Source organism: bacterium (assembly GCA_035419245.1).
Lineage (GTDB): Bacteria > Zhuqueibacterota > Zhuqueibacteria > Residuimicrobiales > Residuimicrobiaceae > JAKPUX01.
In genome coordinates this window covers 1-13783 of sequence record DAOLSP010000015.1, presented here as the reverse complement: position 1 = coordinate 13783, position 13783 = coordinate 1, and the positions used below count along the sequence as shown (strand labels likewise).

The 13783-nt window shown below is 55.0% G+C and carries 7 protein-coding genes; 2 read left to right on the top strand and 5 right to left on the bottom strand.

Annotated features, from left to right (window positions below):
- Nucleotides 1-2 precede the first annotated feature (2 nt).
- Both PLH32_14340 and PLH32_14335 read left to right on the top strand, forming a co-directional pair.
- The gene (locus PLH32_14340) at nt 3-4655 is read left to right on the top strand and encodes a DUF4062 domain-containing protein (GenBank protein HQJ65789.1); all 4653 of its coding nucleotides are present in this window, start codon (nt 3-5) and stop codon (nt 4653-4655) included.
- 260 nt (nt 4656-4915) lie between these two features.
- Nucleotides 4916-6400: a DASS family sodium-coupled anion symporter gene (locus PLH32_14335; protein ID HQJ65788.1), complete on the top strand. Its 1485-nt coding sequence runs from the start codon at nt 4916-4918 to the stop codon at nt 6398-6400.
- 635 nt (nt 6401-7035) lie between these two features.
- Here PLH32_14335 and PLH32_14330 read toward each other — a convergent pair.
- The 5 genes from PLH32_14330 to PLH32_14310 form a co-directional block, all read right to left on the bottom strand.
- The gene (locus PLH32_14330) at nt 7036-7218 is read right to left on the bottom strand and encodes a hypothetical protein (protein ID HQJ65787.1); all 183 of its coding nucleotides are present in this window, start codon (nt 7216-7218) and stop codon (nt 7036-7038) included.
- Nucleotides 7219-7637: 419 nt separating this feature from the next.
- Complete coding sequence (locus PLH32_14325) at nt 7638-7790, bottom strand: hypothetical protein (protein HQJ65786.1); 153 nt, start codon at nt 7788-7790, stop codon at nt 7638-7640.
- A 183-nt stretch (nt 7791-7973) separates the two neighbouring features.
- Complete coding sequence (locus PLH32_14320) at nt 7974-10724, bottom strand: DUF3160 domain-containing protein (GenBank protein HQJ65785.1); 2751 nt, start codon at nt 10722-10724, stop codon at nt 7974-7976.
- Nucleotides 10725-10814: 90 nt separating this feature from the next.
- Nucleotides 10815-11126, bottom strand: a complete 312-nt coding sequence (locus PLH32_14315; GenBank protein HQJ65784.1) for a hypothetical protein — start codon at nt 11124-11126, stop codon at nt 10815-10817.
- 146 nt (nt 11127-11272) lie between these two features.
- Nucleotides 11273-13648, bottom strand: coding sequence for a hypothetical protein (locus tag PLH32_14310; GenBank protein ID HQJ65783.1), 2376 nt, complete (start codon nt 13646-13648; stop codon nt 11273-11275).
- Between the last annotated feature and the right edge of the window lie 135 nt (nt 13649-13783).

Below are 13783 nucleotides of genomic sequence, written 5' to 3'. Positions count from 1 at the left end.
AGATGGATTCCATCGACGAGAGCAGGTCAGATGATGTTTTTCAAAACCTCCGGTGGGAGAAGGTCTATATTTTTATCAGCAGCACGTTCAATGATATGCATGCGGAGCGGGACGTCCTGGTGAAGAAGGTGTTCCCGCAGCTGGCGGATTGGTGCGAAGCTCGCCGTCTGCGCATGGTCGATATCGATTTACGCTGGGGTGTGACGGAACAGGATGCCACCCGTAATCAGAATGTAGTTCAAGTCTGCCTCCAGCGCATCGACGAGTGCCGGCCATTTTTCCTCTGTTTGCTTGGGCAACGTTACGGCTGGGTGCCAAGCCACCGTGAAGTCTCTGCCGAAACCCTTGATAGCTTCCCGGGTCTAGCCGAAGCGATTGATGACGGGCGGTCTGTTACTGAACTTGAAATTCTCCATGCCATCGTCCGGCCCTTTAGCGAACAATCGGAACAGGTCATTTCCGGACAAGCATTGTTCTATCAACGCCACCCCGCCTCTTTACGACACCTCCCACACGAACCGACACAGCTTTGGCGCACCTTCACGGACATAGCCGAACCGGAGCCAGCTGCGCGCCGATTTCTTCTGACCCGGAGAAGGCAGCTTCGAAAAAAGATACTGCCGGCCACCCAACGCCCGGTGGTGCTTTACCGCGGCACCTGGGACAGCGCAGCACGTTCTCCTGAACTGGCAATGCCGCTGCGGTGTCCATCCGTATTGCCCGAGAACGTCGAACGCTGGCGCCGGCAATGGCAGAAGGCCGGTGTAACTGTGGAAGGGCTGGATGTCGCGGACCGACCAGAGGAAGAGGAAAAAGCGCGCCGCTATAATGAGCGTTTGACCACCGGCCGCCTTGGCGACCTGAGGGCAGGGAATGAATCTTTTCCTGCACGTGTGCTGACTGATTTACAGGTGGCAATCGAGACGCACTTCCCAGGCCGGACCGTCGTATTGCCCCAAAGCCCATTGGCGGTCGAGCTTTCGCAGCAGGAGCAGTTTCAGTTTGCCGCAGCAGAAGGCTTCATCGAGCGGAAGGGTGATTTTGCAGTACTCGATGCCTATGCGCTGGGCGAATCCTGCAGGCCCTTTGTCCTTACTGCGCCAGGCGGGGCGGGAAAGTCCATGCTGCTGGCGTGCTGGATTGATCGCCTCCGGGCTGAACCAGCGGCAGGCAAGAACAGGACGCTGCTCTATCGCTTTATCGGCGCAAGCGACCAGTCCACGTCAGTGATCAATCTGATCAATTCGCTTCTCCTCGAGTTGAAGGATTCTGCCGGAAGGATCAGCGGCGATCTTCCTGACGATCCGGTCCATCTGCGTCAAGCCTGGCCGGAATTGCTGGCGCAGGCAGCTTCAAAGGGACCCTTGTTTATCGTCATCGACTCGCTCGATCAACTCAACTCAGGCCTGGATGATCTCACCTGGGTGCCGCGTCTTCTTCCCCCCGATGTCAAGTTTATCATCAGTTTCCGCAGCGACGCCCGGGGAGGTGAAAATGCAATCGCCTATTTTCAGCAGGGAGGCGCTTATCTAGCAGAGGTGCCGCCGTTTCAGGAACTGAACGACAGACGAAAACTCGTCCAGGCCTATCTTGACCAGTATCTCAAGGAACTCGATACGCCACATCTTGAGGCGTTGATCACATCGCCCGGCGCCTCGAATCCCCTTTTTCTGAAAGTAGCACTCAGTGAGCTGCGTATTTTTGGTGCATTCGGCAATCTAGCGGCGAAAATCCAAAATGATTTCGGCACGACGCCTGCAAGCGCATTTACCGCTGTGTTGCGTCGACTTGAAACCGATCCAGCCTACTCTGAAATCGATCCTTCAGTTTCAGTTCCACTCCTCTTTGGCTTGATGGCGCATGCCCGCCGCGGCCTTTCTGGCGATGAGCTTGCGACCATGCTCTGCACAACCCTAGGGGAGAATTCAAGGGAACCGGCGGCATGGGAGAGAGCAAAAGATGCGACTTACCTGGTTCTTCGGCAAGTGCGCCCCTTTCTGGCCCGGCGTCAGGGACGGTTTGATTTTTTCTATGAGACCTTCCGGCAGGCGGCGTCTACCCGGTATGTCATCGGGAACGAAGGCGCAACTGCCGCAGCGCGTCCTGCTCCGGCCTGGCACACGATATTGGGCAATTATTTCCATGCCCTCCCGCTCTGGATAGTATCATCGGGCAATGGCCGTAGCCCCAATGAACGCAAGACCGGAGAGCTCCCCTACCATCTGAGTCGTGCAGGCGAGGGTAAAAGGTTGGAGAAAGTGCTTACCGATCTCGAATTCATCGAGGCCAAATCCGCGGCGGGCCAGATGTATGAATTGGTCGATGATTATCTACAACTCCCTGAGTCGATGCGTACCATCCCTCTCACAGAATTTGCTGATTTTGTTCGACACCAAGCGCACATTCTGGCGCGCTGGCCTGAATTAACCTTTCAGCAGGCCGCCAATACCATTCTCTCAGTCGCAATACAGGGCAGTCAAAGTGCTCCGGCCAAGGCGGCGATCTACCGCCAGCTTATGGGTCTGGAATCCCGGCCATGGATTAGACGGCTCAATCCGGAGCCAACCGCCGGCGCGTGTTTGATGACGCTTGCCGGTCATGAGGGTGCGATAACGGCCGTGGCGGTCACACCTAACGGCGAGCGGTTGATTTCGGCCGGAGTCGATAATACTCTTCGCGTCTGGGATCTCCGCACCGGGAGTGCTATGGAGATTATTCGCGATTTCGTTGCGAGCGAGACCAGGCTGACACTGATCCCGGGATCCAGCCTTGTGGCAGTGACCGGTTCTGGCGGCCGAATCGTGCTTTGGGATTACGAACACCTGCAACCAGCCGGCGAGCTGGCTGCTCCAGGATATAAGGCATCGTCCCTCGCCGTCGATGCAAGTGGCCGTTACCTCGCCGCCGGAGCATCAACGCTTCCAGCCGCGACTCTGCAAGAGAAGGTCACCACCATACTCCTATACGATCTGCAAAGCGGCAAAGCTGTGGATTTCGGGAGCTTCACGGCACCTGTGAACGCGCTGGCTCTCAGCCGGGGTGCGCGTCTGCTGATCGCTGGGTCAGGTTCAGCGTTGCAGACCATAGATACAAACAACCGGGCGGTCACAGGCACTGCACATACGAGCGGCGAATACATTTCATGGCTGCGTTTTGCCCCAGATGAATGCACGGTTGTGGCGAGTTCATGGGGCGGCGATATCCAGTTCTGGAAGTGCGAGCCTTGGCAGGTGGAGCGGACTATACACAGCCGGCAAGGAGTCGTGCAGGATCTAACGTTTTCACCGAATGGTTCAGAATTGGCCGGCGCCGGAATCGAAGGATCGATCATCATCTGGGATTTGATCCGCGGGGAGATGCAAACCATCTTGCGTGGGCACATTGGGCCGGTCTCTTGCGTTGCCTTCACTCCGGATGGGGCGCGTCTCGTTTCCGGCTGCGCTGATGGGATGATCCGCGTGTGGGATCCCAACTTCGATCGCGACTTTATCGAACATGCGCGTAAACAGCTGAGGGAAAAGTATGGGACTGCGGCCGATGATCGCGATCCCGTTCGCTCTGCTGCCTTGTTCGAAGGATTACTTTACCTCATGTCCGGGAGCAGAAAGCATTTTAATAGTGTGACCTGTGTCGAGATGGGGCGTTCGGGGCAACGAGCGGTCACGGGCAGCCTGGACGATACCGTGCGGAGTTGGAAAATCGAGAAAGGAACCACCGAACTTGTATTCGAAGGCCATAAACATGGCCTCTCATCCCTGGCCCTGAGCTCTGATGAACGCCGCATTGCTGCGGCGGACCGATCGGCGACCATCAAGATCTGGGATATGCTCGAAGGAGTGGAACTGGCAAGCCGCACCATTGCCGCAACGGAACACGGTAAGGCTCCCGCCCATGATCTGGCTGCTCAGCTACTCTTTGAACTGCAACGCCCGACGATTGCACCGCTCCGTTTCGTGAATCACGATCAGATACTGGTTTCGGCCGACAGTTTGGATTCGATCATCAAAGCGTGGGATGCGACTACACTCAAGCCGTTGTTCAAGCTTGCCGGACATCAAGCCCGGGTGCGGCAGTTCCTCTGTACAGCAGATGGCCGGAATCTGGTTTCTTCCGGGGATGATGGCCAGGTCATCTTGTGGGAAATTGCTAGCGGACGATTGCTTGTGCGTGGCGGTCCCGGTGCCGCAAGAAATAGTGCGAATCCATTATCTGCAATCAGCCTGGCCGGGAATGGGACAATTGTCTGCGCATGGCCGGATGGTTCCCTCCGGTTGCTCGATCCGGCGAGACTCGCCGAAATCGACATCATCGGGGCTCGTGATGGACATATTGCGGCCGTGTCGGCATCTGGCGATATCGCAGCCGTGGTGCGCAACATTCCGGATGGCACAGTTGTAGAAATTTTACAACTATCCCGTCGGTCGCTCTTGTTTTCTATACGATCTAAATCTAAGAATGTCCGCGTCATGTGCTGCAATGAGGGGCAACGAATTATCATGGGCGGCGTTGAGAGATCCCTGGTGATTCGCGATATTGGCGTCCCTCCAGCCATGTGGCGTTTCCCTCTGCCGGTGAGCTGTTTTGACCAGGCTGGCAATTACATCACCGCCGGTACGGAGATCGGTGACGTATTCCTCCTCGAATTAAAAAAATGAGAACTCTAAGGTGTTGAGTGAGCAGGGAAGCTTCTGTCAATGAGTCCATTCACAATTACTGACTCGGTGCTTCTGCCGTAAATTATGGAACGGCGATTGGGTGTGTTAATACAGGAGAACAACCTGCATGCGGAAGCGCAGCAATCGGGGCGCCACTTCATCCGGCTTGATGCCAGCATTCTGCCAAGCGGAGTCGTTTACTGCCGCACAATGAAGGGAACCGACACCTTGCAGATGCGCAAAATACTTTTGGTGCGCTAATGGAAAAGCTCACACCGGCAGAGCGTCATTTCGAGCGGGGTCGCCATACAGTGGGACTTTTTATCGGCCCGTTGGCTGCCCTGCTGCTGATGCTCTGGCCTATACCGCAGTTGAGCCCGGCTGCCCACAAGCTCGCGGGGATCATCGGATGGATCGTGATCTGGTGGATCACCGAGCCCATCCCCATTCCCATGAGCGCCTTGCTCGGCGCTGTTTTGTGCGTATTGTTCGGGATCGCTCCGGCCAGGCAGGTTTTCGCCCCCTTTGCCGATCCGACGATTTATCTGTTTCTCGGCAGTTTCATTCTGGCAGAAGGGATGTCGGTGCACGGGCTGCATAAACGTATCGCCTGGAGCCTGATGTCGATGCGTTGGGTCGGTAACAGTCCAGCGCGCATCCTGCTGGTTTATGGCGCAGCGGCCGCTGCGATATCGATGTGGATCAGTAACACAGCCACAACGGCTATGATGCTGCCAATCGGTCTGGGCATCGTCAGCGCCCTGGATGAGCAACAACCTCAGCCCCGTTTCAGCACCGGAATGTTGCTGATGGCGGCCTATGCTGCATCGGCTGGAGGCATTGGTACACCAGTTGGGACTCCTCCTAATCTAATCGGTCTGGCTATGATTGAAAAGTTTGCCGGGATCAGGATCTCGTTCTTCCAGTGGATGCTTTTTGCAATCCCGCTGTTGATTTGCATGTACGCCCTGCTCTTTGCCCTGCTCTATCTGCTGCACCGTCCGCACCGGCCCGCTGCGGGCAATCTCCAATTCACCCGCTTTAAAAAAGAAATCCGCCCCCTCTCCCGCGGCGAGTTCAACGCGCTGTGGGCCTTTCTCGTCACCGTGCTGCTCTGGATCATGCCCGGGATTATAACTCTCCTCCAGGGAGCGGATTCACCTCTGGCTAAAAGCATCAACGATCGACTGCCCGAGGCAGCTGCAGTCCTTATTGGCGCTGGCCTTCTCTTTGTTTTGCCCATAGATTGGCCGAAGCGGAAATTCACGCTCACCTGGAAACAAGCAACCCGGATAGACTGGGGCACCCTGGTGCTTTTCGGCGGCGGCATCGCGTTAGGGCAGCTGATGTTCGAAACCAAGCTGGCCGAAGCGGTCGGCAAGGAATTACTGTCGTGGAGCGGGGCCAGTTCCACTTGGGGAGTGACCCTGGCGGCCATTTACATCGCTATCATGGTCAGCGAAACCACCTCCAATACCGCGGCCGCCAACATGGTCGTCCCTGTCATGCTCTCCCTGTGCCTGACGGCTCATATCAATCCTGTTCCACCTGCGCTCGGTGCGACCCTGGCGGCGAGTTGGGGCTTCATGCTGCCGGTCTCCACACCGCCGAACGCCATCGTTTATGGATCCGGCCTGGTGCCAATCACCAAAATGATACGGGCAGGGATCCTCTTCGACCTTCTCGGGGGAATTCTGATTTGGCTGGGCTTGCGGGTCTTGCTGCCTCTGGTTGGATTGGCGTAACTCAAGCCTTAGGTGTCCGCAATCCAAGACCGATCACCACTGCGATGATGACTGGTGTCACCGCCCTTATGATCAGATATTCAATCAATCCTGCCTATTGAGGATGTGAGGGATATCGGGAGACGATCAGCCAGCCAGCGAGACCAATCCAGATAAGGTTGCAGATCAACAAAGTAATTTTCAAGCTGCGGGCGGGGGAAAAGAAGAACCGAATCACCACGACATTGAGTATCGGCATATGGAAGGAGAACAGTGCGATGCCAATGTCAGCTCCCGCTGGTAATCCATCCGTCACCACGACCATGCAAAAGAAGAGCCACAAGATGACGTTGCGATGAGGGCAAGAATCTTAATAATATACCTCTATTCGTTTGAATAACCGCCTTGATTTTACCTCCCGCCGCAAAGATTCCAAAACAGCTCAAAGGAAAAACCGCTGCGTTGTGCGGAATCAGCGGAGTTGATGTGCATTCTGTCGGCCTGGTCTGTCCCCGAAAATTGCGACATACGTTAAGCCGCATGGTTTGAGATTTCGAACTGTGATGGTACTGCATCGTTGATGGTTGAATGAATTCTTTGACGATTGCAATAGATCCCGAGCTGCTGAACCAGGCCATTGTGCGGCGGCCTCGCTGCTAATCATTGGGATCGTTGACCGTCACGGAAAGGCCGGCCTCGGGTTTGACGTAAAGGAGTATGAGGCGGCAGGACAGCTCCCCCCTCTTGACAAAGGTGACCGCCTCAGCGGCCGCCGGGATGAGTATGGTCTCGAGATACGGCAGCGAGGTGACGCGGCCGTTGGCAGAATGGACCTCCACTCTTTCACCCTCGACGAGTTTGATCGGCCGCGGCTTGCCTTCCAGGACCCGCCGCAGGAAGACAGCTTAAATCCGGCGGCCTGTTGGGTGGTAGAAATACCTGCAAATTAGCAGAAGGCCTGAATGGCGATTTTTCCCCTTGAAAAGAGGCAGAGCTATTGACACATTGCGATATCAGATCGGAAAGGTCTTGTAATAGTATAATGTGGCTTTATTGCGACTTGTCAGTCACTCTTTGTTGGATCAGTATGGGTGATATTTATATCGACCTGACTGTTCTCAATGTTAACGATCCGGAGATGCACCAGGAAGATGCATTATTGGTAGACACCGGAGCGTCACGCGCATGGCTGCCCGAGGATATCGTCCACCGGCTGGGCATTCTGCGCGAGGGGACCATCTCCGTCGAACGGGCGGATTCATGCCCGTGTGAGCTGGCCTATGGCTTTTGCCTTTTCGATTTCGGCGGTGAGAGGGTCGCCGGCAATATTATCTTCGGCCCTGCCGGCTCCGAGCCCATAGTCGGAACGCACGTTCTCCAGGATTTCCGGCTGAGCATGGATCAGGAACATCACCGTATCATCCGCAGTCGCGCCTTGCGCGCTAAAATCGTCTCAGTTGCAGTTCCGCCTCTTCTGTCATCACAGCTCATTCCTTCGATTTTGGCCTGGCAGCTGCCACCAGAGCGTCATGATCTGCAGGCCTTTCACACGGCTGCCTCACCTCCGTATTCGGACGCTCGAATTATACCCTTCTCACTCCACCATCACCATCTTGCGCACCAGGCGCTGGCCTTCCACCTCGAGCACGGCAAAATAGAGGCCGGAAGCCAGGAGCCTTCCCGCCGCGTCGCGGCCGTCCCAGCGGATCGCCTGCGCGCCGGCCGGCTGCCGGCCGCTGACCAGCAAGGCGACCTCCTGTCCGAGGTGATTGCAAATCGTCATCCGAACCGCCGCCGCTCGAGCCAGGGTAAAGTGGATCAGCGTTGAATTGTTAAAGGGATTGGGATAGCTGGCCATGAGCCTGGCCGTGTGCGGCCGGGCCTCCTCGTTTCGTTCATGCACGCCGGTCGCGCCGCGGACCACAAAGCCGGTGCGGCCGTCGAGGCGGGTGACGTTTCCCATTGGATCCTGAATTTTGCCCTGGGCGTTGAGCCAGTAATGGCCGGGCAGCAGCGCCGCGGTGATGATCTGCGCCCCCCAGCCGCCACCTTTGGGGGTGATACTAGTGATGGGCGACTGATCGCCATTTGGGGCGATGAGCCAGAGGGTTGGCGCTGCGGTCAGGGCGCTACCCGCCGAGGCGATGAAGAGGCTCTGCTCCTCGCCAGCCAGGAGGGTATCCCGGCCGGTCTCCAAGATCAGCGCCTCCAGCCCTATTTTATCGAGCTCATAGAACTGCGGAACAAGGGAGTGCGGTGTGTTGGTGACAAAACTGCTGGTCCACGGCGGTGGCGCCGGTGCTGATCCTTTTTGCAGCATCTCACGCCACGCCTCATCGGTGAGGCGGTCGCTCATCGGGTGCTCGAACTCGTACCAGGAAAAGCCGGCGCCACGGGTGATCACCAGCAGGCCTTCGATCCGGCAGACGACATAGAGGGTGAAGGGATAACCGACACCCTCCTCGAGGCAATTGCCGCTGTTGAAATCGCTGTGGACGTCGGCGATGACCGGCATATTGTGGTCGTGCATCGGTCCCGGTCCGGTCACCTCGCCGGTTTCACTGAATTCGGCCAGTTTTTCCAGCGCCAGCCCGAATTCGACGATGGCACGGTACTCGGCAAAGCTGAGGGACTCGCCGAGCAGCTCCTTTTCGGAGATGGTTTTAAACTGCAGGCAGAGCGCGGAAAAATCGCTGAGATGCAGCTTGTACTTCGCCGTGAGCAGTCCGCGGTTCTCCAGCCCGGTCATGAGAAACTGCGCCAGTGAGGCCATGCGGCCATAGAAATGGGGATTGGGTTCGACATAGCCGCGCTGCAGCAGATTTTTTTCGGCAATGCCCCTCTCGGTGCCGCTCTGCTTGGCATAGAGGATGGTGTCGTGGCGCAGCTCGGCCCAGGAGCCGAGGGCGGCGAAGAGCTCCTTATCCTCCCAGGCCGGATTCTGCATGAAAGGGGGATAACCGGCGCCCTTGGGAAAGAGCAGCGGCATCAGGCTGTAAAGCCAGTTCCAGTAGAGGTTTTGCGCCCATGCGGTATCGGGAAGGCCGGCGAACTCGGCGCACAGCTCATCCAGCCGTTTTTTATAGTCGGAGTTGGCCATTTCGCCCATGGCCTGCAGATGGGCCCGGGCGCGCGGCGAGCCCAGAACCGTCATCACATCAAATCCTTTGGGCATGAAACGGCCGGGGATATTGCTGTAAACCAGCTGATCGAACACATAGGAGTCGGGGATGAAGCGTTGTCCCATGAAACGGAAGCCTTGCGGTTGTCCCGGATATTTTATCAACGGGCCCGGCAGAGCCATGGCCGCCTGCATGAATTGGTCATAAGCCGGAGCAAGCCGGATTGTATTGATCTCCATTTCCGCAAATTTATCGCCCCAGGCCTGGCCGATGAGATCATTATAGGTAGAGGGGGTAGTGTCGTCGGATTTGCCGACGAAAAAGACGGTGGGTGAGTAGATGCGCTCCCAGACAGACAGGGCCGACTGGCCGGTGATCTCGAGCTGCTGCAGCGCCTGCAACAGGAGCAGGGCGCTGAGCGTGGCGCTGCGGTTCACTTCCGCGGTGAGCCGGGGGTCTGCGGCGAAGGTCATGCGGCCGAGCCACATCATCGCCTGAAAATAGCGGCGCAGCGAGTCACTGCGGGTATAGTGGCCGCGGACGATGTACTGGGTATAGTCTTCTTCATAACCAAAGATGGGCGAATTCTCCGGCTTGAGATGCGCGGCGATCAGCGGCAGCTCCAGCTGCCACCTGCCGCCGTTGATGCCGGGATCATAGTTCGGCTCGAGCAGTTTTTTGGCGACAATCAGATAGTCGATGGTGCGCATCAGCGCCGCCCGCGTCGAGTCGTCGCTCAGCGCCGGATAGTGCCGGTGCAGGGTGATATCGAGCAGTCCGGTAAGGAGGCGGTCGAGATCGCCGTAAAAATGATCGAGTTCGATCTCCATCAGCATGCGGTCGAAGACGAGGTGAAAGGTATGGAGGAGGGCGTCGGTGGTGACGAAGATGGGGATGTTTTGTTCCCGCGCCTCGTTATAACTGTCATAGATCTCGCGGTATCCCGAGCCGTTATCATGGGGCGTGACAAAAAAGCCCTGGTTGACGAGGAGACTGCTCTCTTGGGCAGTGAAAGAGAAATCGGCCTTGTTGACGACGTTGCTGAGATCCGGTGCAACCGTCCAGGCTGGCGCCGCCGGCGTGATGGTGACCGGGTAGGGGATATAGGTGCCGAATTCAGTCGCCACCGGACGGCTGATTTCGGCGATCATTTGGGCCGGAAGGGAAGCGGCGCCCGCTAGGAGCAGCAGCGCCATCATGCCCAGCCAATGCCATCTCTTCATGGGGCCTCCATTAAAATGCATATCCAATCATCAATCATGCTGCAAAGGGCGTGCCTGCACCTTGTAGGCGGTTAAAGCTATGTAAATAAATTAATCGTGATCCTTGCTGCCCAGCTGATGCGGCGCCTGTATCATCAGTTTTCCGACAGCAGGCTCGAAATTTCCGTCATTTCCCATATAGGCCGGTTTCGCGGCTCGCCTGTAAAAAAAAGCAATATAATCAAGAAGTGCCTGCCGTAAGAGGGCTTGAGCGGTCAGCACCGAAGTCTCATCGGTACTCAGACTGGCAAATGGTAACACGGCAAGACGTTTCGGGACGCTTGCAGGGATTTGACCAGGAGAATTAGAAAAAATCGTCGCCAAAAAGTTAAAGATTGAGGCGAACAAAAACTTCGCTTTCATATTGATAACCTCTATCAAAAAAATATTGAATAAAATTGGAGATTTACAATATCATGATGCATCCGTTAGACAGATTTTGGATTTGAACAAGAGACCTCTTTATCAGAACAAGCATGCGGTATTCAACCAATCAATCTTTATAAAAATCATTGCTTTTTTTCCATTTCTGTTTTCGGCAAATGCAAATCCAATAATCTTAGACGTTCCTGACTATCCGGGGAAATATCCATTGGCTTAATCGAGCGCCCGCTTCGGTCACCCTTAAACTGCGCTTTATCCTCCATCCTTTGGGAGAGTTGTCGAAACGTCAAGCCACGAACGCTACGGTAGTAAGATTTCACATCGATGAGATCGCTTTTCAACTTTTCACCTGCATTTTTCTCAATTTCCTGCAACAAGTGATCAATGACGGCTTCCAGGTCAACAGGTATGACCGGCGCTTCGACGCGGAACAATTCATTTTGTGATTTGTTGTTCGCCAGAGCATGGCCGATACGGGCAAAGTGGTCGAGCACCTTCAAGGCTTCTTCTTTCAGTGCCATATTTTGCAGAAAGATGAAGGCTAATTCCGGGCTGTGTCGATAATACAACTGGGCCAATTGTCTGCCGCCGTCATATGATTTGAGTCCCAGATCGCGGAATTTTTTCAATCCGTCAAAGATTTCACCCCGACCGGCCATATCGCCGGTGACGATGCGGGTTGCCACGCACAGTATGATCGGATCCGCTAGAGCCATCCAATTATACTGACAGGCCTGCAGCGCCTCATTCCATTCCAGACTGCCGAGTTCGCCGGTCAGACTGTTATAGAATTCGAGAAAATTATTATGATAAGAACCCCACAGTGTATTATGCATCATAAGATCCAATGTTACGCGATAGGACGAGTTAGCGTCGCTGCGGTCAGAGCGGCCGATGTCCGTGTCACCGCCGTTGTTGTCATTGTGGCTATCTAGCATATCGTTGATGGCAGCGGCGACCCGCCCTTCATTCAAATATCCCGAACGGTTGCTTGATGAGTAGTACTCGATGCTTTCGCCGCCGGTATCCAATTGCAGGGTGCCGGTCGGATATTCACCGGCCGATTCCGTGGTTCCTTCGTGCCAATCATAGATGCCGTCCGGCCATAAGGAAAGCATCCACCCGGTGCCCCAACCTTCGCTCCACGCCAATCCCTCATTCTGCGTCACCTGAGTGAAATCGTGGTAGCCTCCAGGGCTGGGACTGTTTTCGCCATAGGCATAGTACATGATGGCATGGCCGTATTCGTGCAAATATATATCCGGTCCGTCCGTATAACCTTGCTCGTAATCGATCTCTTCCCAATATCGATCCCAATGAGTGCCGTTCTCCGGAAAGCAAGTATCGACGAATCCCGGATCCTGTTTGCCGGTCTTGACAGCATGATTCCATGCACGGACCTCAAATCCCCAAACAATCATGGGTCCCATATCACCGGATCCGGTTTCCGTACCGAAATCCAAAATCGTACCATCGTCCAGATCATCGTGTGTCGCTGATTCATAGGTATAGGTCACATCCGGCCACGGACCGCAGTCCTGAATCCGCATACGGCTGTTTTCCAATTTAAAGGTGTAGTAAATATCGCGCCCGTCTGCGCCAATGCCGTCATCATTATCGCAGGAAAAACTCCAATCGCCATTGTAATTGGTCAGCACGGTTCCGAGATGTTCATCCAGTCCCCAGTCGCTGTCATAAATATCGATGCTGACAATCGGTAAAGGCCGCTGCGTGCCCTCAAAATCGGTATAGACCACGCGACCCTTAATGGTCAATGGATCGGTTTTTTTCCGCTCCGTAGAATGGGAGCGATAGTACGGCCGCAAGGCATCGGCAGGTCCAACAGGATCAACCAACAACTGCTGTTCGGTTGAGAAAGGTGATATGACTTGGCGGTCGTCTATCTTTCTTGTAGTATCCCATAATAATCGGATATCCGGGTTATCGGGCTCGCGTCGACGTTGTTCTTCAAACCTGAGATAGCGATCTTGGTGGCGCTTGGTTTGATATTGTTTAGGCGTCATAAACAACAGGGTGCCGTCACTTCCCTTTATCAAATAGCGGATTTGACGATCGATGGCTCCATCGCCGTCGACCGGTCCGATCCAGAATTCCACCTCCAAATCGGCTTTATCGGCCATGAATAACGGCAAAGGAATCGCTACAGTCAGCGTATCTTTGCTGTAACTGATCCGCCGCTCGAACAGTCGCTCAGCTTTTGTTCGTTGCGTCGGATCAATCGGCTGCATGGTCACGCGCAGCAGCAGACCTCGATCGAATTTTTTTAAGGCTTTTTCATCAAGATGAGGCAGAAAAAATACCATGACCTGCACAGGAAACTCACGGTCAATCGCTCTTAGGATGACAGGCTTTTCTAGTCCCATCGATATTTGGACCTGTACAGGCGGAGCTGGAACCGTTGCCCACAGAAAATAAATCGGCACAAAAAGAGCACAAAGCATCAGAAGCGAGACGAGCTGGAAAAGAGATCTTGGATACATAACGACCTCCTTGTGTAACTGGCTTTAGAGTCATTGAGTTATAAAAGTAAACTTAAAATGGAGAATTTTTTAAACTCAGAAGATTAAATCCGTAATTTTGTGTAAAAAGAGCTTGTAAATAAAAAGAGTCATGCT